Source organism: Microbacterium sp. F01 (assembly GCF_056156365.1).
Genome location: NZ_CM149592.1, coordinates 1,414,252 through 1,436,879, shown reverse-complemented (window position 1 = coordinate 1,436,879; position 22,628 = coordinate 1,414,252). Strand labels below are relative to the sequence as shown.

Genomic DNA, 22,628 nt, shown 5'->3' with positions numbered 1-22,628 from the left:
CGCCGGACGACACCACCCGAGGAGCCCCGCATGTGCACCGTCGTGATCCGCGTCCCCGAATCGGCGGACGAGCCCACGCGCGTGCTCGCGATCCGCGATGAGGACCCCGCCCGGCCGTGGAACCCGCTCGGCCGCTGGTGGCCCGAGCCACACGACGGCGTCGTGGGCGTGCGCGACGTCCGCGCGGGCGGCGCCTGGCTCGCGGCGGACCCGGAAGCCGGACGCCTCGCGGTGCTGCTCAACCGTGCCGACGAGTCGACGCGCCCCGAATCGGAGCTCATCTCGCGCGGCGGCATCGTGCTCGACGCTGTCGCGGGCCGCTCCCCCGCCGGCGAGCCGCCGACGCACGGCTTCAACCTCGTCGAGGTCGACGGGGCACACGCCCGCGTGCTCACGTGGGACGGCATCACCCTGCGCACGACGGAGCTCGAGCCCGGCACGCACATGATCGCCCACGACGACGTCGACGACAGCGCAACACCGCGTATCGTGCGGTGGCTGGGTGAATTCCAGTCGACGGAGCCTGCGACCGACGGACGATGGTGGATGCCCTGGATCGAGGTGCTCGAGCGCTCGGCCGAGCTCCCTCCCACCGACGACGGCGCGATCATCCGCGACAACCGCCCGCTCGGCTATCCCACCCTGTCGCTCCTGGCGTGCGTGGCCTCGGTGTCGCCCCACGACGTGGATGTGCACTACGGCGAACTCCGCGAGCCCGGGCAGTGGGGCGGCCTCGAGCTGGGCTGAGCCACCGAGGTCGTTCGGGCCGGGTCAGACCAGGCTCTTCGGGTGCCAGACGGTCTTCGTCTCGGTGAACGCCGCGATGCGGGCGAGGCTCGGGGCCGCAGCATCCGTCCCGTTCTCGGGTGGGAGCACACGGGTGAGCGTCTCGGCCGCGGCGATCTGCAGGTCGATCCAGTCGAGGTCGCCCGCGCCGACGAGGTCGAGCGCGTGCACGTCGGGGTGCGAGGCGAGCCACGGCGCGATCTCGGCGGGTGAGCCGGTCAGCACGTTCACGACTCCGCCGGGAACGTCGCTCGTGGCGAGCACTTCGGCCAGCGAAATGGCCGAGAGCGGGTACCGCTGCGACGCGACCACGACGACCGAGTTGCCCGTGACGAGCGCCGGGGCGATCGCCGACACCAGACCGACGAGCGCGGTGTCCTGCGGGGCGATGACCCCGACGACGCCGGTGGGCTCTGGCACCGAGATGTTGAAGTACGGCCCCGCGACGGGGTTGCCGTTCCCCGCGACCTGGCCGAACTTGTCGCACCACCCGGCGTACCAGACCCAGCGGTCGATCGCCTCGTCGACCTCGGCGCCGGCGACGGCGGCCGAGACACCCGTCTGCTGCACGATCTCGTCCACGAACTGGGCACGGCGGCCCTCGAGGATCTCGGCGACGCGATAGAGCACCTGGCCGCGGTTGTACGCGGTGGCGCCCGACCAGCCCTTGACGGCACCGCGGGCCGACACGACGGCATCGCGCGCGTCCTTGCGGGAGGCGAGCGCGGCATTCGCCAGGAAGTCGCCCTTCGGCGTCGCCACCTCGTAGGTGCGGCCCGACTCGCTGCGCGGGAACGCGCCGCCGATGTAGAGCTTGTACGTCTTGGGTACGGTCAGTCGCTTGCTCATGCTGCTCCTCCTTCGGCAACCGCCGCCTCGTCACGTTGGGCAGACATCGTCGCGCCCGCAACGGCGGCGGTGCGCTCCTTCTTCGAACGGCCGGCTTCGACGCGGCGCGCGGCATCGCCCGCCGAGGCACCCTTGAGGTACGCGGCGAGACCGTGGCGGCCGCCCTCCCGGCCGTAACCCGACTCCTTGTAACCCCCGAACGGCGACGAGGGGTCGAACCGGTTGAACGTATTCGCCCACACGACGCCTGCACGCAGCTTGTCGGCGACCGCGAGGATGCGCGATCCCTTCTCGGTCCACACCCCCGCCGACAGGCCGTAGGGCGTGTTGTTCGCCTTCGCGATCGCCTCATCGGGCGTGCGGAACGTCAGGACCGACAGCACGGGACCGAAGATCTCGTCGCGCGCGATGCGGTGGCTCGACTGCACGTTCGTGAAGATCGTCGGTGCGAACCAGAAACCCTTGTCGGGAATCACGCAGTCGGCAGTCCACCGCTCGGCGCCCTCCTCGTCGCCGATGCGCGACAGCTCGCGTACGCGATTGAGCTGCTCGAGGGAGTTGATGGCACCGATGTCGGTGTTCTTGTCGAGCGGATCGCCGAGGCGCAGCGTCGACAGCCGCGCCTTGAGCCGGTCGACGACCTCGTCGTGGATCGACTCCTGCACCACGAGCCGGCTGCCCGCGCAGCACACCTGTCCCTGGTTGAAGAAGATCCCCGTGACGATGCCGTCGATGGCCTGCTCGATCGGGGCGTCCTCGAAGATGATGTTCGCCGCCTTGCCGCCGAGTTCCAGCGTCACCTTCTTGTCGGTGCCGGCGACGGCCTTCGCGATCTCCCTGCCGACGGCGGTGGATCCTGTGAAGGCCACCTTGTCGATGTCGGGATGCCGCACCAGCGCCGCCCCGGTCGCCCCGGCGCCCGTCACGATGTTGACGACGCCGGGCGGGAGGTCGGCCTGCTGCAGGATCTCGGCGAACAGGAGCGCGGTGAGCGGCGTCGTCTCGGCGGGCTTGAGGACGACAGTGTTGCCGGCCGCGAGCGCCGGCGCGATCTTCCACGCCAGCATGAGCAGCGGGAAGTTCCAGGGGATCACCTGGCCGGCCACGCCCAGCGGCCGGGGGTCGGAACCCAGGCCCGCGTAGTCGAGCTTGTCGGCCCAGCCGGCGTAGTAGAAAAACCACGCGGCCACCAACGGCACGTCGACGTCGCGGCTCTCCTTGATGGGCTTGCCGTTGTCGAGGCTCTCGGCGACGGCGAGCTCGCGTGCGCGCTCCTGCACCAGCCGTGCGATGCGGAACAGATACTTGCCGCGGTCGCGGCCCGTCATCTTCGACCACGTCTTGTCGAAGGCGCGGCGCGCGGCGGCGACGGCGGCGTCGACATCCGCCTCGCTCGCCGAAGCGATCGTGGCGATGTGCTTCTCGTCGGCGGGCGAGATCGTGGCGAACGACTCGCCCGTTCCCGGGCGGAAGTCGCCGTCGATGAACAGCCCGTACTCGTCGCGCAGGTTCAGGATCGCGCGGGACTCGGGGGCCGGTGCGTACTCGAGGAAACTCATGTCTTCTTCCCGGATCAGTCGATGGTCACGTAGTCGGCGCCGGAATAGTGTCCGGACTTCAGCTTCTGCCGCTGCAGCAGCACGTCGTTGAGCAGGCTCGATGCGCCGTAGCGGAACAGGTGCGGTTGCAGCCACTCCTCGCCCGCGATCTCGGCGACGGTGACGAGGTACTTGATGGCGTCCTTCGAGGTACGGATGCCGCCTGCCGGCTTCACGCCGATCTTCTCGCCCGTGGCCCGGTGCCAGTCGCGCACGACCTCGAGCATGAGGAGGGTCGTCGGCAGCGTCGCCGCCGGCTGCACCTTTCCGGTCGACGTCTTGATGAAGTCGCCGCCGGCGAGGATCGCGAGCCACGACGCGCGCTTGATGTTGTCGTATGTGGTGAGCTCGCCCGTCTCGAGGATCACCTTGAGCGACGCGTACGTGCCGTCCTCCCGGCGGCACGCCTGCTTCACACGGGCGATCTGGTCGAACACAAGCCCGTAGCGGCCCGCGAGGAACGCCCCTCGGTCGATGACCATGTCGATCTCGTCGGCGCCGTGCGCGACAGCCTCGGCGGTGTCGGCCAGCTTGATCTCGAGCGACGCGCGGCCGCTGGGGAACGCGGTGGCGACCGCCGCGACGCTCACTCCCCCGTCGTCGGGGTCGCCGTGCGCGGCGCCCAGCGCCTCGACGGCGTACGGCACCATGTCGCCGTAGACGCACACCGCCGCCACCCGCGGGCACGTCGAGTCCGAGGCATCCGGATTCAGCGCCTTCGCGACCAGCGAGCGCACCTTGCCGGGCGTGTCTGCGCCCTCGAGGGTGGTGAGGTCGATGAGCTCGATGATCTTGTCGAGCGCCCACGCTTTCGACGTCGTCTTGATGGAGCGGGTCCCGAGGTCGGCGGCGCGCTGCTCGAGGCCGACCGCATCGACGCCGGGGAGTCCGTGGAGATAGCGCCGCAGCGTGGTGTCGTCGGGCTGCCCGCCGAGCAGCTCGACGGCCCGCTCGGGCAGCGTCACGATGGAGGTGCCTGACATGTCCTGACCTGGCTTTCGTTGGGGTGGGGAGATGGGATGCTGACGCCGAGGCTCACTCGTCGAGCAGATGATGCGCCGTGGATTCGTCGGTGACGAGCACCGTGCACAGGCCCGACGCGACCACCGCGGACGCGACCGCGCGCTTGGGAGTGCCGGTGATCGCCGCGATCGCGACATCGGCCCCACGCAGGTCGTCGAGCGAGAGTCCGACGGTGCGCGCGTCGAGGTCGCGGTCGACGATGCGCCCCTGGGCGTCGATGTAGCGCCCGACGACGTCGCCGACCGCGCCCGCCGCGACGAGCCGGTCGATGTCGGCCGTCGTGAGGTAGCCGCTGTCGACGTGGACCGAGCCGTGGTCGGCGGCGCCCGCGCTGAACAGGTACGCGTTCGCCGAGCGCGCGGCGTCGAGCACGCGGGCCACGACACGGTCGGCCTCGATGGCCTCCTTGGTCGCCCGCTGCTCGAGGATCGCGGGGCTCGGCAGCAGCGCTGCCGTGCCCCCACCCTTCTGCGCGATGCTGACAGCGGTCGCCGCCGCCGTGCCGGGGCGCTGGGTCATGCTCACGCCGCCGTTGATCTGCACCACGTCGGTGCCCTGGGACCACCCCTCGCGAAGGTGGTGCGCGATGTCGGAGAGGGTGCGCCCCCAGCTGACACCGAGCACACGAGGGCCGGGTCGGAGGCCGGCCAGGTAATCGGCGGCGGCCTGCGCGACCCGCTGCTGGAGCTCGTCTTCGTTGCGGACGCCCGCGCGCGAGACCACGACGGCATCGGTCAGAGCGCGCTCGTCTCGCAGGCGTCGCTCGAGCTGCGGTCGGCGCGCGCGGGAGTGGAGGATCTCGATGCGGACGAAGCCCTCCTCCTTCGCCTGGGTGAGGAGGCGCCCGACCTTCCAGCGGGTGATCTGGAGGCTCTTGCCGATCTCCTCCTGCGTGAGGTTCTCCTCGTAGTAGAGCTCGGCAGCGCGGATCGAGAGAAGCTCGTCGACGGCGTCCACGATCCTCCCTTCGTCGTCACTTCCAGGCTGACACAGACCGCCGGCTTGCGCCAACATCTGCACAGAGTTTGCTCACATGAGCACGCGTTCGGATCGGGAGAACGGGACGGATGCCTCACCCGCCGGTGCTCGCCGGCGGCGACGTGGTGACCTTCGCGTGCCGCAGCAGCACGACGAGCCCGATGCCGACCACCACGACGAAGGCGATGGACAGCGTCGTGAACGCGAACCAGTTGTCGTCGAGCGCGAGCACGATCGCAGCGGAGATCACCGCGATCGCGGCGGCCACGAGCTTGGAGCCGAACTTGAGCCGCATCCCCGGGCTCAGTCGTCCCGCCGGCGCGTCGCCGCGGGCGAGGATCAGGTCGGCGAACGCGTCGAGCGTCGCCAGCAGCGAGGCGGAGTACGCCACGGCGCACCCCAGCGCACCCCACAGGTTCGGCGAATCGACGGCAGCGGCGGCCGCCAGCAGGTCCAGCGCGTGCACGGCTCGATCGTAGAGGCGAGCGGGTGCGCGGGTCTACGGGTTCCGAGGCGCATCGATCAGCGGACGGATGCTGCGGCCCGGTGCGTCAGGTCAGCTCGCGCCGCACGCGCTCGATGTCGTCGCCCATCTGCGCGATGAGCGGCTCGATCCCCTCGAACGCGACCATGCCGCGGATCCTCGACACGAACTCGATCTCGACGACGTGTCCGTACAGGTCGAGATCGGTCTCGTCGAGCACGTACGCCTCGACCTGGCGCACCTCGACGTCGTCGAACGTGGGGTTGGTGCCTATGCTGATCGCCGCGGGGTACCGCACGCTGCTGCGAGGCTCGGATGCCCCGTCCCGCGGCATCCCCTCGTCCACCAGCCATCCGGCATAGACGCCCTCAGCCGGAACGAAGCCTTCGAGGTCGGCCGAGAGGTTCGCCGTGGGGAAGCCCAGCTCGCGGCCGCGCTTGGCCCCGTGGACGACCTCGCCCCGCACGGCGTGTGGGCGGCCGAGCAGACGCGTCGCTCCCGTCACATCGCCGGCGTCGAGCAGCTCGCGCACCCACGTCGACGAGACGCGGCGACCGGCGTCGATCGCGCGGACGTCGTCGACGACGTCGACCTCGAAGCCGAACTCCGGTCCGAGCTCGCGCAGCAGCTCGGGATTGCCCGCACCGCCGCGGCCGAAGCGGAAGTCCGCGCCGACCATCACGATCCGCACACCCAGGGCGCCGACGAGCACGTGTTCGACGAACTCGCGCGCGCCGAGGTCGGCCAGCGCCCGGTCGAAGGTGAGCATGAGCGTCGCGTCGACGCCTGCGTCGGCGAGCAGACGGAGCTTCTGCTCGACGCCGACCAGGCTGTCGGGGCAGATCTCGGGGCGCAGCAGCGCCAGCGGGTTGCGGTCGAACGTCACCGCGACGACGCGCGCACCGGAGGCCGCAGCATCCACCCTCGCCCGATCGATGACCGCGCGATGCCCGGAGTGCACCCCGTCGAACTTGCCGATCGCGACGACAGAGGGGCCGAAGCCCGCGGGCACCTCGCTCGGGTCGCGGAAGACGATCACGACAGGGCCGCCGCGGCTGCGGGCGTCTGTGCCTCGGCGGGGTGGTGGGTCGCGAGCCACCAGATGCCGAGGAACGGCAGCACCAGCGGCACGAACAGATAACCCATGCCGAACCACGACCACACGGTGGGGTGCGCGAAGAGCTCGGGCATGACGAGGCTCAGGGTTCCGATGACCAGGACGCCGACGAGCTCGAACACGATCGCCACCCACGCCACGACGTACCAGCCGCGGCGCCCCGCGAACACGAGCGCGAGCGTCGCGACGATGTAGACGACTGCGGAGAGCGCCGACAGCGTGTAGGCGACCGGCGCCTCGTCGAAGCGTTCGACGATCTGCACGAAGGACCGACCGGTGGCGCCGAGGGCCATGATCGCGTAGACGATCACGAGCACGCGGCCGATGCCGGTCATGCGGGGGCGAGCGGGAGTGGTCGACATAACCAGTCGAGTTTAGTTCGTGTCACCGAGGCCGCGGCTCGTCAGGCGACCTGGACCGTCCAGATGACGTACATGCGCCACACCATCACGGCGATGGACAGCGCCGCGATACCCATGATCACCGTGCTCCAGCGACTGCGCTCGAGCAGCGCCCAGGCGACCGCGGCGAACGGCAGCAGGACCGCCGAGACGAGATAGACCCAGAACTCGAGCAGGCTGCCCGACGGCGGGTTGCCCGCGAAGGGCGCGATGATCGCCATCACGACCTGCACCAGCAGCAGCAGTTCGACCAGCGCGAGCGAACCGACGGTCCAGTCGCTCGGGCGGCGCCCCGCGAGACCCGCGATCACGCAGAAGAGACCCGCCGCGACGGCGACGACGACCTGGGCGATCGTGAACCACAGGATCAACGGGCAGCCTCCTCGGGCATGTTCATGGCGCTCTTGACGTCGGCGCCGCGGCGCTCGGCGATGCCGACGAGCACGCCGGCGGGGTCGATCGCGGCGGTCGGGCTCGCGGGGAGCCGGTCGGCCGCGCCGAGGAGCCGCTTGCCGTGGCGGAGGTCGCGCGCCTCGTCCGCGGTCACATCGAACCGGCCGAGCACGGCGGCGGCCGCGGCGGCGGGATCGAGCAGCGGGGCGTCGGCGAGTGCGTCGACGGCGGCGGCCGACGCGACGTCGAAGGGGCCGATGCGCGTGCGCCGCAGGGCCGTGAGGTGACCGCCGACGCCGAGCGCGGCGCCGAGGTCGCGGGCGAGCGATCGGATGTAGGTGCCGCTGGAGCAGCCGACCACCACGTCGAGGTCGACGACGCCTCCGGCCCCTGAGCCCGTCGAAGGGCGCCGCTCGGCGAGCACGTCGAACCTGGACACGGTGACCTCGCGGGCCTTGAGCTGCACGTCCTCCCCCGCCCGAGCGAGGTCGTAGGCGCGGCGCCCGTCGACCTTGATCGCCGAGTAGGTGCTCGGCACCTGCGAGATGCGGCCGGTCAGGGCGGCGATGCCGTCGGCGATGGAGACGGAGCCGAGGGACGCGGCATCCGTCTCCGAGACGACCTGGCCCTCGGCGTCGTCGGTGTCGGTCGCGACGCCGAGGCGGATGGTCGCCTCGTACCTCTTGTCGAGCCCGACCACGAACGTGAGCAGGCGCGTCGCACCCTCCACGCCGAGGACGAGCAGCCCCGTCGCCATCGGGTCGAGAGTGCCGGCGTGGCCGATCTTGCGCGTGCCGAGCGCGCGTCGCGCGCGCGCCACGACGTCGTGAGAGGTGATGCCGCCAGGCTTGTCGACGAGCAGGATTCCGGGTGCCGCCATCAGCTGCGCCCGACGATCCGGGGGTGTGCGAGGTCGGTGTTGTCGACGATGACGGATGCTGCGGCCCGCGGCCGTGCCTCGTTCAAATAGATCTCCTGCCCCTGGCGGTATCGCGCGTTCGAGGGCGCATCCGGGTCGGGATCGGAGTCGTCGCGGAGCGCCATGCGGCCATAGGCGACCTCGATGGGAACGTCGAGCCAGATCGACCAGTCCCACAGGTCCTGCAGCTCGGGACGGTTCAGGAAGATGCCGTCGACGACGAGCACGGCGTCGAGCGGAGCGGTGACCCACTGCGACTCGACGGGAGCATCGCGGGTCACGTCGAACGCGGTCAGCTGGAACCCGGTGGTCCCGGCCGTCTGCGCGCCGTCGCGGAACGGGTCGATGAGCACGCGGCGGAACGTGGCGTAGTCGTAGGAGTCCCGGTAGAAGCCCTCGGAGCTGCGCCGCCCGCGGACGTAGCGCTCGGCGCGCGGATGATGGAAGCCGTCGATGCCGGCGCGGAAGACCGCGGCGCCGGTCTCGGCGAAGACCTCGGCGAGTCCGTCGGCGAACACCGTCTTGCCCGCCCCGTCGAGTCCGTCGATCGCGACGATCACCCGCCCGGCGGGGTACCGGCGTCGCACGCGGTCGCGCAGCTCGCGCCACAGCGTCGTGGTCGGTGTGACGGGCAGGCGCATGGTTCCAGCCTACGGCGCGCGGGCGCCTCGCCCCGCCCGGACGCCTACGCTGGAAGGCATGCCCGACCTCGCCGCTCCCTTGGTCGGCTGGTACCGGGAGAACGCTCGCGACCTGCCGTGGCGACGGCCGGGATTCGGGGCGTGGGGCGTGCTGGTGAGCGAGTTCATGCTGCAGCAGACGCCGGTGAACCGCGTCATCCCACACCTCGAGGCGTGGCTCACGCGCTGGCCGACGCCGACCGATCTCGCCGCCGCAGCCCCGGCCGACGCAGTGCGGCAGTGGGCGAACCTCGGCTACCCGCGTCGGGCGCTGTGGCTGCATCGCGCCGCGGTCGAGATCCGCGACCGTCACGACGGGGTCGTGCCGCGGGATGTCGACGCGCTCCTGGCGCTGACAGGCATCGGCGACTACACCGCGCGCGCCGTGGCGGTGTTCGCGTACGGCGACCGGCATCCCGTCGTCGACACGAACACACGAAGGGTGCTCGCACGAGTCATCGACGGCAGGTCGCAGCCCGGTCCTCCGTCACGTCGCGACCTCGCGGGGATGGAGGCGATCCTGCCTGAGGACCGCACGACGGCCGCCGTCGTGAACGCCGCGGCCATGGAGCTCGGCGCTACCGTCTGCACCGCGCGCGTCCCGCGCTGTGAGGTGTGCCCTCTCAGCGACCGATGCGCGTGGCTCGCCGCCGGTCGGCCTGACACGGGCGACGAGCGCCGCAAGCAGGCGCGGTACGAGGGCAGCGACCGTCAGACGCGCGGCGCGGTGCTGAAGACATTGAGGGATGCTGCGACCCATGCGGTGCCGCTGGCCGAGGTCGTGCCCGGCTGGCCTGACGCGCTGCAACGCGACCGCGCCATCGACTCGCTCATCGCCGACGGGCTCGCCGAGGCATCCGACGGGATGCTGCGACTGCCGGGATACCGCTGAGACTCACAGCCTTCGCAGAAACCGACGTACTGCGCAGAATCGCGCCGGAACCGTGCGGTTCCGGCGCGATTCTGCGAACTCGGTGAGTGATCGTGGTGCGCTTACTCGTCGTCGTCGAGTTCGCGCGGCTTGAGGTACGGGTCGGCGTCGCCGGCGTACGTCGCCGAGGCGGCGAGGCCCGCGACCGCGGCATCCCGCTCCTGCGCCTCGCGGAGCAGGTCGGCGATGTGGCCGGCGTTCTCGGGGATCGCGTCGGGGATGAACTCGAGCGACGGGGTGAGGCGAACATTGAGGTGCTTGCCCACCTCGGAGCGCAGCATCCCGGTCGCCGCCTTGAGCGCCTTGGCGGAATCCTCGCGCTCCTCGGCCGAGCCGAGGACGGTGTAGAACACCGACGCGTGCTGCAGGTCACCCGTGACGCGCACGTCGGTGATCGTGACGAAGCCCAGACGCGGGTCGCGCAGACCCTTCTCGAGCCTCTCGGCCAGGATCACGCGGATGCGGTCGCCCAGACGGGCCTGACGTTCCGAAGACATGATTGCTCCTTTCGAAGCGTGAGGGACGCCCTGACGGATCAGGGCGCCCCTCACGTTGCGCGACTTACGCGCGGGGCTTCTCGACCATCTCGGTGGTCTCGATCTCGTCGCCCACCTGGATGTCGTTGTACTTGCCGAGGCCGATACCGCACTCGAAGTCCGTGCGGACCTCGGTCACGTCGTCCTTGAAGCGGCGCAGCGACTCGATGGCGAGGCCATCGGCGAGCACCACGCCGTCGCGGATGACGCGCGCCTTGGCGTTGCGCGTGATCGTGCCCGACCGGACGATGACACCGGCGATGTTGCCGAACTTCGAGGAGCGGAACACCTCGCGGATCTCGGCCACACCCGACTGGACCTCTTCGTACTCCGGCTTGAGCAGGCCCTTGAGCGACTGCTCGACGTCGTCGATCGCGTTGTAGATGACCGAGTAGAACCGGACATCCACACCCTCACGGGCGGCGCGCTCGCGCGCCTTCGTGTCGGGACGGACGTTGAAGCCGATGACGATCGCGTTGTCGATCGTCGCGAGGTTGATGTCGGACTCGGTGATCGCACCCACGCCGCGGTGGATGATCCGCAGCTGGACGGAGTCGTCGACCTCGATCTTGAGCAGCGACTCCTCGAGCGCCTCGACGGCACCCGACACGTCGCCCTTGATGATGAGGTTGAGCGACTCGACCTTGCCCTCTTCGAGAGCGCGGGTGAAGTCCTCGAGCGAGATGCGCTTGCGGGCCTTGGCCAGCTGGGCGTTGCGCTCGGCCGCTTCACGCTTCTCGGCGATCTGGCGGGCCGTGCGGTCCTCCTCGGTCACGATGAACGTGTCGCCGGCTCGCGGCACCGAGTTGAGACCCTGCACCTGCACCGGACGCGACGGGTAGGCCTCGAGGACCGGGTCGCCGTTCTCGTCCGCCATGGCACGGACGCGGCCGTAGGCCGTGCCCGCGACGATCGCATCGCCGACGCGGAGCGTTCCGGACTGGATCAGCACCGTGGCGACCGAACCGCGACCCTTGTCGAGCTTCGCCTCGATGGCGACACCGCGGGCGTCCTTGTTCGGGTTGGCCGTGAGGTCCAGGCCCGCGTCCGCCGTGAGCAGCACCGCGTCGAGGAGCTCCTGGATGCCGGTGCCCTGACGAGCCGACACATCCACGAACATGACGTCGCCGCCGTACTCCTCTGCGACCAGGCCGTACTCGGTGAGCTGCTGGCGCACCTTGGCCGGGTTGGCGTCGGGCTTGTCGACCTTGTTCACCGCGACCACGATCGGCACGTTGGCGGCCTGCGCGTGGTTCAGGGCCTCGACCGTCTGCGGCATGATGCCGTCGTCGGCCGCGACCACGAGGATCGCGAGGTCGGTCACCTGCGCACCACGGGCACGCATGGCGGTGAACGCCTCGTGACCCGGGGTGTCGATGAAGGTGATCGCACGCTCGATGCCCTCGTGCTCGGTCCAGACCTGGTAGGCACCGATGTGCTGCGTGATGCCGCCGGCCTCGCCCGCGACCACGTTGGTCTGGCGGATGGCGTCGAGCAGTCGCGTCTTACCGTGGTCGACGTGACCCATGACGGTCACGACCGGAGGACGGATCTCGAGGTCTTCCTCGTTCTCCGCCTCCAGCTCGGCCTCGAGGTCGAGACCGAAGCCCTCGAGGAGCTCCTTGTCCTCGTCCTCGGGCGAGACCATCTGGATCTTGTAGCCGAGCTCGGCGCCGAGCACCTCGAACGTCGCCTCGTCCAGCGACTCGGTGGCCGTGGCCATCTCGCCGAGGTTGAAGAGGATCGTCACGAGCGTGCCGGGCTGCACGGTGTAGCCGCGCAGCGCCTCGAGCTTGTCGGCGAAGTCCGCGATCGATGCACCGCGGCGCAGGCGGATGATCTCGCCGTTGCCCTTCGAGACGTTGACGCCGCCGACGACCGGCGCCGACCGCATCTCGAACTCTTGGCGCTTCGCCCGACGCGACTTGCGCTGCTTCGACTTGCCGCCGCCCTTGCCGAAGGCACCTGCGGTACCACCGCCGGGACCACGGCCACGACCGCCGCCGCCACCGGGACGACCGGCGAAGCCGCCGCCCGGAGCACCCGCACCGGGCGCGCCACCGGGGCGCTGGAAGCCGCCACCGGCACCGCCGGGACGACCGGGGCCGCCGGGACGCTGCTGGAAGGGAGCGCCGGGACGACCGCCGCCACCGGGGCGACCCGCACCACCCGGACGCGGAGCGCCGGGACGGGGAGCACCCGGGCGCGGAGCCTGGGGACGCGGGATGTTGCCGGGGCTCGGGCGCTGGCCCATACCCTGCGCCGAGGCGAACGGGTTGTTGCCCGGACGCGGGCCGGCGGGGCGCTGGCCCATGCCCTGCGACGACGCGAAGGGGTTGTTGCCGGGGCGCGGCGTGCCACCCGGACGCGGCGGGGCCGGCGTCGCGGCGGCGGGGCCGGGCTTGGGCGCACCGGGCGCGGCGGGAGCCTCGGGAGCCTTCGCGGCGGGCGCCTTGGCGGCGGGAGCCGCGGGGGCGGCCGGAGCGGGAGCCGCGGGGGCCTTGGCCGCCGGAGCAGCCGGAGCCGCGGCCGCGGCCTTCGCGGCAGGAGCTGCGGGCGCAGCCGGGCGCGCCGGACCGGGCTTCGCAGCCGGGCCGGGACGACCTGCGGGCGCACCGGGCTTGGCCGCGGGTGCGGAAGGTGCCGCAGCGGCGGGCTTCGCCGTAGCGGGCGCCCCGTCAGCGGACTTCGCCGCGCCGTCGGCTTCGAGCGCAGCACGGAGCTTCCGTGCGACGGGGGGTTCGATGGTGGACGAGGGGCTCTTGACGTATTCGCCGAGCGCCTTCAGCTTCTCGAGCGCGACCTTGCTGTCGACGCCGAGCTCGGAAGCGATCTCGTGCACGCGTGGTTTTCCAGCCACAATTCTCCTGTCTGGGGCCTACCCCGGACAGGGCAGACCGTTATCGGCGGACGGGTCTCATTTCGAGCCGTTCACTTTGTTTCCATAGCCGTTCAGCCTTTTCGCTGGATGTGCTCTTCGATGGTCTGCGTGTCAAGCGGGCCTGACACACGCAATGCCCGCACGAAGGCGCGGCGCCGGATGGCGGCATCCACGCACTCCTGCGTCTCGTGCACCCACGCGCCTCTTCCGGGCATCGATGCACGCTCGTCGACGACGAGGTGGGAATCGATGGAGACCACCCTGAGGAGGGTGGACCGGAGAGCACGCGTGCGGCATCCGACGCACGTTCGTACAGCGTCCATTCTACACACCGGGGCTGGGAGCCGGCGCCGCGCGGGCGCGCTGCCTCAGCCCTCCTCGAGGATCGAGTCCGGCTGGATGTCGATCTTCGCGCCGGTGAGCTTCGCCGCCAGGCGGGCGTTCTGGCCCTCTTTGCCGATCGCGAGCGACAGCTGGTAGTCGGGCACGAGCGCGCGCACGGCCTTGTTCGAGGCATCCAGGATGAAGCTCGACGTCACCTTCGCGGGCGACAGCGCGTTCGCGACGAACTTGGCGAGCTCCGGGTCGTAGTCGACGATGTCGATCTTCTCGCCGCCGAGCTCCTCGGTGACCGCGCGCACGCGCCGCCCGAGCTCGCCGATGCAGGCGCCCTTCGCGTTGATCGACGGATCGTTGGCCTTCACGGCGATCTTGGTGCGGTGGCCGGCCTCGCGCGCGAGCGAGACGATCTCGACGAGCCCCGCGGGGATCTCGGGCACCTCGAGCGCGAACAGCTTGCGGACGAGCCCCGGGTGCGTGCGCGAGACGGTGATCTGGGGACCCTTGGTGCCCTTGGCGACCGAGGTCACGTAGACGCGCAGGCGCGCGCCGTGCGCGTAGTCCTCGCCGGGCACCTGCTCCTCGGGAGGCAGGATCGCCTCGACCGTGCCGAGGTCGACGTGCACCATGCGCGGGTTGGGTCCCTGCTGCACGATGCCGGCGACGATGTCGCCCTCCTTGCCGCGGAACTCCCCCAGCACGGCGTCGTCGGCGATGTCGCGCAGACGCTGGCTGATGACCTGCTTCGCGGCGAATGCGGCGATGCGGCCGAAGTCCTCGGGGGTCGACTCTTCCTCGCCGACGACGGCGCCCTCCTCGTCGAGGAGCGGGATGAACACGGCCACGTGACCGGTCTTGCGGTCCAGCTCCGCGCGGGCGCCCTCCGGCAGCTCGCCGGTGGGCGAGGTGTGCTTGGCGTAGGCGGTCAGGATCGCCTGTTCGATGATCCGCACGAGCTCGTCGAAGGGGATCTCCTTCTCGCGCTCGACAGTCCGCAGCAGTCCGAGATCGATGTCCACAGTGGCCTCCGTATTCAGCTCTCACCAGCGCGTCGACGCGCGCCGGAACCCTCCAACATTACCGGATGCCGCGTCCCGCGGTTCTGCGGGTCGGCTCCACGCCGTGCGGCGCCGCTGGAGAGCTCCCCCGCGGGCGTGCGATCACTGCTCCGGGCAGTCGTCGACGTGTGTGTCGGACCGGCGGAACCGGGCGTCGGTCCACTCGATGAGGACCGGGACGAAGTGCGACCCTGGCAGCAGCGTGCGCAGGTGGTCGTAGCCGCGGTACTCGAGGCTGCGCACCTGGTTCCCTTCCGCGCACAGGCGGTCGACGAACTCGTTCTGCAGGTGGGGCGGGATGACCTCGTCCTCGTCGCCCCACGCGATGAGGACCGGCTGCGTCCAGGGACCCTTCGGCGTGTTGTCCTCGAGGCGGCGGCCGAGCGGGCCGGCGGTGAGGTCGCCGACGTACAGCGGGCGGTCCTCCGAGACGCCCAGCGCCGTTGCGACCGACACGATCACGCCGGGCTCGGACGGGCAGCGCTGGGTCATCTCGCGCACGATCGCCTCCGAGCCGGGTGCGATGTAGCGGGTGAGGTCGACGTCGTCGTACGTGTCGGCATACGGCACGAGCACCCACGAGATGAGGATCGACAGCAGCGCGTTCGCGTCGCCGCTGGTGAGCTCCTCCGCGAGCTCGACAGGCTCGGCGGCGGGCGCCAGCAGCGCGGTGCCGCGCACGTCGAGCTCGGGTGCGTACTCCTCAGCGATCTGCGAGGTCCACAGTGCGGCGTGCCCGCCCTGCGAGTGCCCCCAGACCGCGGTCCGGCTCGAGAGGGTGACTCCTTCGAGCTCCCCTGCCGCGACGACGGCGTCGAGCGACGACCGGGCCTCGCCGCGGCCGATGAGGTACGGGAAGACGCCGGGTGCCCCTTGGCCCGAGTAGTCGGACGCCACGACCACCCAGCCGTTCGCGATCGCCTGATCGAGTCCCGGGATCGCCCACTTGGTCGCCGAGGCTTCGCGCAGGCTCGGCGCACAGCCGCGCGCGACACCGGTCGTGCCGTGGTTCCACACCACGACCGGCCGCGGCCCGGGAGGCGGGTCCTGCGGCACGATGACCAGTGCGCTGGCGACCGCCGGCTGGCCGTTGGCATCGCGGGTCGTGTACAGGATGCGCCGAACGTCGGCACCTGCGGGCTTCTGGCCCGAGAAGTCGTCGCTGCGGATCAGGCGCCCGTGCTCGTAGGGCACGAGGGCGGGAGGGTCGTAGAACGCGTCCACCACCTGGGCGCCGTCCTCGAACCACGAGTTCGCCCACCACCCGCCGACCGCGAGGAGCACCAGCAGCGCCGAGAGCGCGTAGCGCCCCGCCGCAAGCCATGCGGCACGGGCACGACGCCGTGTCGGGGAGGCGGATGCGGGGACGGATGCTGCGGGCAGCCCGGTCGCCGGCACGGAACGCCTTCCCTCCACGAAGGCGCGCACTGCGCGGACCAGCAGCGTGGCCCCGAACACGATCGTGCGCACGCCGAAGACCACCGCGACGAGGAGGACCGTGACGTCGGGCCAGGCGTACGAGAGGACGCCGAACGCGATCTGCGTGCCGCCCCAGATCCCCGCGAGCACGCGCTGGCTCATGCTGCCGCGCGACACCGCGTCGTAGACCGACGCCAGACCGCCCAGCACGAGGAGCACGGCGATGATCTCGGGCAGCAGCTCGAGCGTTCGACCGAGACCGAGGAGGATCGCGAGCCCCAGGGCGATCCACAGCCCGCCGAACATGACCCGCGACCACACGGGGGTCTCGGGCGCGGCGAACAGGCGCGCCAGGCCTGAGAAGACCGCGCTGAGCCCGACGTAGACGGTCAGCAGCACGAGGGACGTGAGCGGCCGCGTGACGATGAGGAGCCCGACGAGGAGCGAGAGCGCGCCCACGACGACGAGCACGACGGGAGGCGCTCCCCGCACCAGGCGGGGGACGACGCTCCAGCCGGTCGCCGGCGGTCGACGGCCCTCGCGGATCATCCGCCCCATGATAGATCCGGCGCGTATGAGGCCGCCGCACGTGCGCGCGCCGTGGTTCACCCCCGCGGAGGCCGCGTCAAGCCCCTGCCGACCGGCCCGGCGCGGGCTAGCGTGAGGACGTGAAGACCCGTGCCGAGGTGAAGGCAGGCGCCAAGCAGCTCGCGCGCGAGGCGGAGTCGAACTCCGTCTTCGAGACGCTCGCGCGCGCGGGGTACGTCGCGAACGGCATCATCCACGCGCTCATCGGCGTCATCGTCATCGTGATCGCGTCCGGCGGTCGGGCCGAGGGCGATCAGGCGGGCGCGATGAAGGCGGTCGGCGGAGCGCCGGTGGGTTTCGTCGTGCTCTGGCTCATCGCCATCGGCCTGTGGGCGCTCGCGCTGTGGCATGTGAGCGAAGGGATCCTGGCGCACGACTGGTCGGGCGACGTCAAGGGCGCGGCGCGCACCTGGGGTCGGCGGATCGCCGAGTTCGGCCAGGCCGCGGTCTTCGCGGCCCTGGGAGCGATCGCGGCGGCGGTGGCGGTGGGCGCCCGCCCCGACGGCGAGGAGGCCGCCGAAGGCGCCAGCCGGAGCCTGCTCCAGATTCCGGGGGGACCGATCGTGCTCGGCCTCATCGGCGTCGCGCTCGGCATCGGCGGCGTCGCGTTCGTCGTGATGGGCGTGATGCGGAGCTTCCGTGCTCGCATGCGCATCCCGGAGGGATGGGTCGGGCGCAGTGTGACGGTCCTCGGTGTCGTCGGTTTCGTCGCAAAGGGCGTCGCGCTCCTGATCGTGGGGGTGCTGCTCGTCATCGCGGCGGTGCGCGCCGACGCCAAGACGGCCGGCGGCCTCGACGGCGCCGTCGACGCGCTGCTCGACCTCCCCCTCGGCCCCGCGCTCGCATGGGTGGTGGGCATCGGGTTCCTCGCGTACGGCGTCTTCACGATCGCCCGTGCCCGCTTCGCGCGGATGTGACCGCACGCCCGCGCCAGGCCTAGGTCGCAGCATCCGTCATGTCAATGCCCTGGCAGAGGCGCGCGACGCGGCGCACCCTGGCCGCATGACCCACACAGAGGAAGACCTCGTCACCGGCCCCGAAGCGATCGCGCGCGTCAAGGAACTCGTCGAGGACATCGACTTCACCATGCTGACCACGCGCGATTCCGCAGGCAATCTCGTCAGCCGGCCGATGAGCACCCGGCAGATGGACGGGAAGGGCGACATCTGGTTCTTCACCCTCGCCGACACCGCGAAGGTGTCCGAGAGCCAGGCCGATCCCCACCACGACGTGGGCCTGTCGTATCTCGACGCGAAAGGCCACCGCTACGTCTCGGTCGCCGGCCGAGCCCAGGTCGTGCGCGACGCGGCGAAGATGAAGGAGCTGTACTCCCCCAGCCTCGACATCTGGTTCGAGGACGGCCTCGACACCCCCGGCATCGTGCTGCTGCGGGTGACACCCGTCGAGTGCGAGTTCTGGGAACCCCGGCACGGCAAGCTCGTCACAGCGGCAGGCATGCTCAAGGCGCTCGTGACGAGGGACACGCCCGACGACACGATGTCGCACGGCAGGGTCAGCTGCTGACGCCCGCTGAGCACACCGACGCTGTGGCGTAGACCCGCGCGGGAACCGGCCCGTCCCCCTCCCCTCCGCCATACTGGCCGTGCACGGCTCAGGCGGCTTCGGCGATCCACAGGAGGCACGGGCATGACTGACGGCACGACGAACATCGCGATCACGGATGCCCTCCGCGTTCCTCGCGGCAGCGGCCTGCGCGTCGCCGATCCGGGGCTCATCGGTCTCCTGGGCTTCGTGATCGCCACCGTGACGGCCCAGCTCGCGCATCTCGGCCTGCAGGACGACGCGCCCGTGTTCTGGGTGGGCGCGGTGTTCGGCGGCGTGGTGCAGGTGACCGCGGGCATGCTGTCGTACTTCGCCGGCGACAACTTCCACTTCATCGTCTACAACGCGTTCGGGTGGTACTGGATCGTGGTTCCGGGCTTCCTCCTCGGTGAGGAGCTCGGCTTCTTCGAGGTCACCGCGCAGGCGCGCGGACTCTTCTCACTGGTGTTCGCGATCCTCGCGCTGCTCTTCACCCCCGCGGGGGCGGTGCACAACACGGTGCTGCCGATCACGCTGCTCAGCGTCTCGCTCGGGCTGGGGTTCCAGTCCGTCGGGGCGTTCACAGCGACGGAGGGCCTCGCCGTCACCGGTTCGATCCTGCTCATGGTCGCGTCGGCGCTCGCGGCGTACATGCTCGTCGAGAAGTTCTACTGGCGCACGATCGGGCGCCGGGTGGTGCCGCTCGGGCCGCCGTGGATCCTCGGGGATCCCAACCCCGAGTCCTGACGCCGACACGAGGACGCCGCCCCGCCTGCGAAGGCGGGGCGGCGTCTCGATGAGACCGTCAGGGTCAGGCGCGGTAGACCTGGACCACGGACGGGCGCGGTGCGGTCGCGACCGCACCTGCCGCGCTCGAGCCGAAGTCCGGGAAGAGCGACGTCGGCGCGGCGAACGTGCCGCCCTCGCCCGGGTGCTGCACCGCCACGAACACCAGGCCATCCTTGTCGTGGATGACCGGGCCACACGTCTCGGCCTCGCGCGGCACCGAGAGGAACTGCTGCACATGGCCGCGCTCGGCGCCCTCGAGCGGCACCAGGAAGAGACCGTCGTTGTAGCCGATCGTGCCCGGCGCGCCGTCGGTCGAGATCCAGAGGTTGCCCGCCGAGTCGAACGCGACGTTGTCGGGGCACGAGATCGGCGAGACGAGCTCCTTCGGGAAGCCGGCGAAGTACGAGTTGGCGAACACCGCGGGGTCGCCGCAGAGGAGCAGGATGCTCCAGCCGAACGTCGTGCCCGCTTGACCGGCGGTCTCGGTCATCTCGATGACGTGGCCGAAGCGGTTCCCCGTGACCGGGTTCGCCTCGTCCAGCGCGGCCACCGAGCGGGCCGAGTTGTTCGTGAGCGCGAGGTAGACCTTGCCGGTCTTGGGGTTGGGCTCGACGTCCTCCGGGCGATCCATCTTCGTCGCGCCCACAGCATCCGCCGCCAGACGCGTGTAGACGAGCACCTGCTCGGTGGTGAATCCGGGAACCACGCTCTGGCCGTTCTGCGTGAGCGAGATCCAGCTGCCCGAGCCATCGAACTTGCCGTCGGCCGGCAGCGCGCCGGTGCCGGTGATCTCGCTCGCCGGCGAATCGCCCGAGAACTTGGCGACGTACAGGTCGCCCTCGCTCAGCAGCCCGAGGTTCTTCTTGCGCGAACCCGAGATCTTGTTCTTCGAGACGAACTTGTAGAGGTAGTCGTTGCGCTCATCGTCGCCCATGTAGGCGACCACGCGGCCGTCCTCGGCGACGATGACGTTCGCACCCTCGTGCTTGAAGCGGCCCATCGCGGTGTGCTTGCGCGGGGTCGAGGTGGGGTCCTGCGGGTCGATCTCGACGATGTACCCGAAGCGGTTGGGCTCGTTGACGTAGTCGGCGTCGTGCGCGTCGAAGCGGGGGTCGTACTTCTCCCACCCGGTGTCTGTGCCGGTCGATGACGTCGACTGGTACCGCTTCTGCGCCGCCGTGTCGGCCGCCCACGCGAAGTAGCCGTTGAAGTTCTCCTCGCCCGAGAGGATCGTGCCCCACGGCGTCGTGCCGCCGGCGCAGTTGCCGAGAGTGCCGCGCACCCAGCGACCCTCGGGGTCGGCAGCGGTCTTCACCAGATCGCTGCCCGCCGCGGGACCGGTGAGCTCGAACACCGTCTCGACCGTGATGCGGCGGTTGCGCTTGCCGTCGACCACGTACGACCACGGCTGTCCGGTGCGCTTGCGCGTGATCTCGACGACCGACATGCCCTGCGCGGCCTTGAAGATGTCACCGCGGCGCTGCAGCTCGGCCGGGTCGGTCGACGCCGGGAACATGATGTTCGGGTTGCAGTACTCGTGGTTGTTGACGAGCACACCGGTCTTGCCGCTCGGGTCGGCGACGATGTCGAGGTAGTCGCTGTTGTAGCCGAACTGCACGGACTGGGCGGCCGGGGACTGTGCATTGATGTCGAAGACCGGCGCGTTCGAGAACAGCGGGTCGCCCCAGCGGATGATCGGCCGCCAGGTGTAGCCGGCCGGAACGGTGAACTCGTCGACCAGACGGTTCACCGGCGCGATCGGGTCGAACGGGAGGCTGCCACCCGCGGGGCGCGCGAACGCCGCGCCCGCTCCGCCGACACCCGACGAACCCGGGCCCGACAGCGGCGTCTGGCCGCGGAGCCCGCCCACGGTGATGGCGACGGCACCGGCGGCACCGAGCCCGAGGAGCGCGCGACGCGACAGCGCGGCGGACGCGACCTCCTGGAACGTCTCGTTGTGCGACGAGTTGCACTCGGGGCCCAGGCACGCGTTGGCGCACTTGTACTGGCACGTCACGGCGAGGCGCTTGCCTCGCACGTGGTCGGCCATGGGCAGGGAACGGCGGAATCCTTCGATGATGCTCACGAGCGTCCTCTCGGCATGCATGACAGCGGGCTGGCGTGGGGTGGCGCCAGCCTCGTCCCGTGGTGCGAAGCCGCCTGGAACCCGAGGTGAACGGCCGACGACGAGGACATGAGAACGGCCTCATCGAACGGATGCTGCGGCTGCCGCCCGCGCGGGGCGGCAGCCGTCAGGCGCTCGCTGCGGATTCCAGCGAGTTGATCGCCCGGATCAGACGGTGCAGCTCCCCCACGCGGAACTGGTTCAGCCGCAGGACCAGCCGCGGCAGGTGCAGCTCGTCGTCGTCCTCGATCTCGATGGTCAGCGGTCCGCGCCGTTCGATCTCGCCCTCGGTGAGGAGGTCGCCGAACGCGGCGTTGAGCGCCTGGACCTCAGCATCCGTCGGCTCCGCCTTCAGACGCAGGACGAGCCGCTTGCCGACCCAGCGCAGCGAGTCGTAATTGCGGTAGAACCCGGTGAGCTCGTCGACCGCGGCCGTCACGGAATCGGTGACGAGAACCCGATCGAAGTCACCCGGGGAGATCACGCCGGACGGAATCAGGTGGTCGTCGACGAATCGGCGAAGCCCGGTCCAGAACGTGCCGCCGGGCGCATCGAGCAGCACGATGGGCGTCGGATCCGCCTTGCCGGTCTGCTGCAGCGTGAGCAGCTCGAACATCTCGTCCAGCGTGCCGAAACCGCCGGGGACGCAGACGAAGCCGCTCGACTCCTTCACGAGCATGAGCTTGCGGGTGAAGAAGTACTTCATCGCCACGTTGCGCGCGTTCGCGCCCACGATCGCGTTCGGTTTCTCCTCGAAGGGGAGGCGGATCGAGACGCCGAGCGAGTTGTGCGGTCCCGCACCCTCGGCAGCGGCCTGCATGATGCCCGGTCCGGCACCGGTCACCACCAGCCAGCCCTGCTCGGCGAGCGCGGTCGCCACCTCCGACGCCTGCCGGTACAGCGCGTCGTCCGGCAGGGTGCGCGCGGAGCCGAAGATCGTGACCTTGGGGATCCCCCGGTACGGCGCGAACAGGCGGAACGCGGCGCGCATCTCGCTGAGCGCCGCGGACGTGATCTTGAGGTCGAGTCGCTCGGTGTCGTCGATCCCCAGTCCGATGCCGGTCGCGAGGATGCGCGCCACGAGGTCGGTGCTCTCCGTGATGCCCGCCGCGGCGATGGTCGCGCGCAGCTCCTCGGTCACGGGATGCGGGATGGTTCCGGTGTCGCTGGGGCCCATGACGCCCAGAGTGCC

General features: G+C 70.7%; 22 protein-coding genes. 5 read left to right on the top strand and 17 right to left on the bottom strand.

All coding sequences use genetic code 11. The features are described 5' to 3' along the window. Positions 1-30: 30 nt before the first annotated feature. Positions 31-747, top strand: a complete 717-nt coding sequence (locus ACVN90_RS06335; RefSeq protein WP_475101300.1) for an NRDE family protein — start codon at positions 31-33, stop codon at positions 745-747. 24 nt (positions 748-771) lie between these two features. Here ACVN90_RS06335 and ACVN90_RS06330 read toward each other — a convergent pair whose 3' ends face one another. From ACVN90_RS06330 to ACVN90_RS06285, 10 genes are all read right to left on the bottom strand, one after another. Then, on the bottom strand, positions 772-1,635 hold the full coding sequence (locus ACVN90_RS06330) for an aldehyde dehydrogenase family protein (RefSeq protein ID WP_475101299.1): 864 nt from the start codon (positions 1,633-1,635) through the stop codon (positions 772-774). Next, complete coding sequence (locus tag ACVN90_RS06325) at positions 1,632-3,194, bottom strand: aldehyde dehydrogenase family protein (RefSeq protein WP_475101298.1); 1,563 nt, start codon at positions 3,192-3,194, stop codon at positions 1,632-1,634. Before ACVN90_RS06325 ends, ACVN90_RS06330 begins: the two co-directional genes overlap by 4 nt. A 14-nt stretch (positions 3,195-3,208) precedes the next feature. Continuing rightward, positions 3,209-4,216: a deoxyribose-phosphate aldolase gene (gene deoC / locus ACVN90_RS06320; protein ID WP_475101297.1), complete on the bottom strand. Its 1,008-nt coding sequence runs from the start codon at positions 4,214-4,216 to the stop codon at positions 3,209-3,211. Between the two features lie 52 nt (positions 4,217-4,268). After that, positions 4,269-5,213 carry a sugar-binding transcriptional regulator gene (locus ACVN90_RS06315; protein ID WP_475101296.1) on the bottom strand — a complete coding sequence of 315 codons (945 nt, stop codon included), beginning with the start codon at positions 5,211-5,213 and terminating at the stop codon, positions 4,269-4,271. A 115-nt stretch (positions 5,214-5,328) separates the two neighbouring features. Then, positions 5,329-5,700, bottom strand: coding sequence for a hypothetical protein (locus ACVN90_RS06310; RefSeq protein ID WP_475101295.1), 372 nt, complete (start codon positions 5,698-5,700; stop codon positions 5,329-5,331). Between the two features lie 85 nt (positions 5,701-5,785). Next, complete coding sequence (locus tag ACVN90_RS06305; protein WP_475101294.1) at positions 5,786-6,757, bottom strand: bifunctional riboflavin kinase/FAD synthetase; 972 nt, start codon at positions 6,755-6,757, stop codon at positions 5,786-5,788. After that, positions 6,754-7,197 (bottom strand): hypothetical protein, encoded by a 444-nt coding sequence (locus ACVN90_RS06300; RefSeq protein WP_475101293.1) that lies wholly within the window; start codon positions 7,195-7,197, stop codon positions 6,754-6,756. Before ACVN90_RS06300 ends, ACVN90_RS06305 begins: the two co-directional genes overlap by 4 nt. A gap of 41 nt (positions 7,198-7,238) precedes the next feature. Continuing rightward, on the bottom strand, positions 7,239-7,607 hold the full coding sequence (locus ACVN90_RS06295; RefSeq protein WP_475101292.1) for a hypothetical protein: 369 nt from the start codon (positions 7,605-7,607) through the stop codon (positions 7,239-7,241). Beyond that, positions 7,604-8,509: a tRNA pseudouridine(55) synthase TruB gene (truB, locus tag ACVN90_RS06290; RefSeq protein ID WP_475101291.1), complete on the bottom strand. Its 906-nt coding sequence runs from the start codon at positions 8,507-8,509 to the stop codon at positions 7,604-7,606. The genes ACVN90_RS06295 and truB overlap by 4 nt, the downstream gene beginning before the upstream one ends. Beyond that, positions 8,509-9,189, bottom strand: a complete 681-nt coding sequence (locus ACVN90_RS06285) for a nucleoside/nucleotide kinase family protein (RefSeq protein ID WP_475101290.1) — start codon at positions 9,187-9,189, stop codon at positions 8,509-8,511. The genes truB and ACVN90_RS06285 overlap by 1 nt, the downstream gene beginning before the upstream one ends. Before the next feature lie 58 nt (positions 9,190-9,247). On the opposite strand from ACVN90_RS06285, the gene ACVN90_RS06280 reads away from it, so the two are divergent. After that, positions 9,248-10,120 (top strand): HhH-GPD family protein, encoded by an 873-nt coding sequence (locus ACVN90_RS06280; RefSeq protein WP_475101289.1) that lies wholly within the window; start codon positions 9,248-9,250, stop codon positions 10,118-10,120. A gap of 101 nt (positions 10,121-10,221) precedes the next feature. Here ACVN90_RS06280 and rbfA read toward each other — a convergent pair whose 3' ends face one another. The 5 genes from rbfA to ACVN90_RS06255 form a co-directional block, all read right to left on the bottom strand. Continuing rightward, positions 10,222-10,656 carry a 30S ribosome-binding factor RbfA gene (rbfA, locus tag ACVN90_RS06275; RefSeq protein ID WP_056370212.1) on the bottom strand — a complete coding sequence of 145 codons (435 nt, stop codon included), beginning with the start codon at positions 10,654-10,656 and terminating at the stop codon, positions 10,222-10,224. A gap of 64 nt (positions 10,657-10,720) precedes the next feature. Then, positions 10,721-13,555: a translation initiation factor IF-2 gene (infB, locus tag ACVN90_RS06270; protein WP_475101288.1), complete on the bottom strand. Its 2,835-nt coding sequence runs from the start codon at positions 13,553-13,555 to the stop codon at positions 10,721-10,723. A 92-nt stretch (positions 13,556-13,647) separates the two neighbouring features. Further along, a complete protein-coding gene (locus ACVN90_RS06265) occupies positions 13,648-13,899 on the bottom strand; it encodes a YlxR family protein (RefSeq protein ID WP_475101287.1) in 252 nt (83 codons plus the stop codon). Positions 13,900-13,944: 45 nt separating this feature from the next. Continuing rightward, positions 13,945-14,934 carry a transcription termination factor NusA gene (gene nusA, locus ACVN90_RS06260; protein ID WP_116193892.1) on the bottom strand — a complete coding sequence of 330 codons (990 nt, stop codon included), beginning with the start codon at positions 14,932-14,934 and terminating at the stop codon, positions 13,945-13,947. 141 nt (positions 14,935-15,075) lie between these two features. Then, positions 15,076-16,941: a lipase family protein gene (locus ACVN90_RS06255; protein WP_475101286.1), complete on the bottom strand. Its 1,866-nt coding sequence runs from the start codon at positions 16,939-16,941 to the stop codon at positions 15,076-15,078. Positions 16,942-17,060: 119 nt separating this feature from the next. Here ACVN90_RS06255 and ACVN90_RS06250 point away from each other — a divergent pair, with 119 nt between their 5' ends. The 3 genes from ACVN90_RS06250 (at position 17,061) to ACVN90_RS06240 (ending at position 19,269) form a co-directional block, all read left to right on the top strand. Beyond that, positions 17,061-17,897: a DUF1206 domain-containing protein gene (locus tag ACVN90_RS06250; protein ID WP_475101285.1), complete on the top strand. Its 837-nt coding sequence runs from the start codon at positions 17,061-17,063 to the stop codon at positions 17,895-17,897. Between the two features lie 85 nt (positions 17,898-17,982). Beyond that, positions 17,983-18,504 (top strand): pyridoxamine 5'-phosphate oxidase family protein, encoded by a 522-nt coding sequence (locus ACVN90_RS06245; RefSeq protein ID WP_475101284.1) that lies wholly within the window; start codon positions 17,983-17,985, stop codon positions 18,502-18,504. A 123-nt stretch (positions 18,505-18,627) separates the two neighbouring features. Then, on the top strand, positions 18,628-19,269 hold the full coding sequence (locus tag ACVN90_RS06240; protein WP_475101283.1) for an acetate uptake transporter family protein: 642 nt from the start codon (positions 18,628-18,630) through the stop codon (positions 19,267-19,269). Positions 19,270-19,333: 64 nt separating this feature from the next. On the opposite strand, the gene ACVN90_RS06235 is transcribed toward ACVN90_RS06240, so the two are convergent. Both ACVN90_RS06235 and ACVN90_RS06230 read right to left on the bottom strand, forming a co-directional pair. Further along, positions 19,334-21,361, bottom strand: a complete 2,028-nt coding sequence (locus tag ACVN90_RS06235) for a PhoX family protein (RefSeq protein WP_475102075.1) — start codon at positions 21,359-21,361, stop codon at positions 19,334-19,336. Positions 21,362-21,563: 202 nt separating this feature from the next. Then, positions 21,564-22,613, bottom strand: a complete 1,050-nt coding sequence (locus ACVN90_RS06230) for an LOG family protein (RefSeq protein WP_475101282.1) — start codon at positions 22,611-22,613, stop codon at positions 21,564-21,566. Positions 22,614-22,628: the final 15 nt, after the last annotated feature.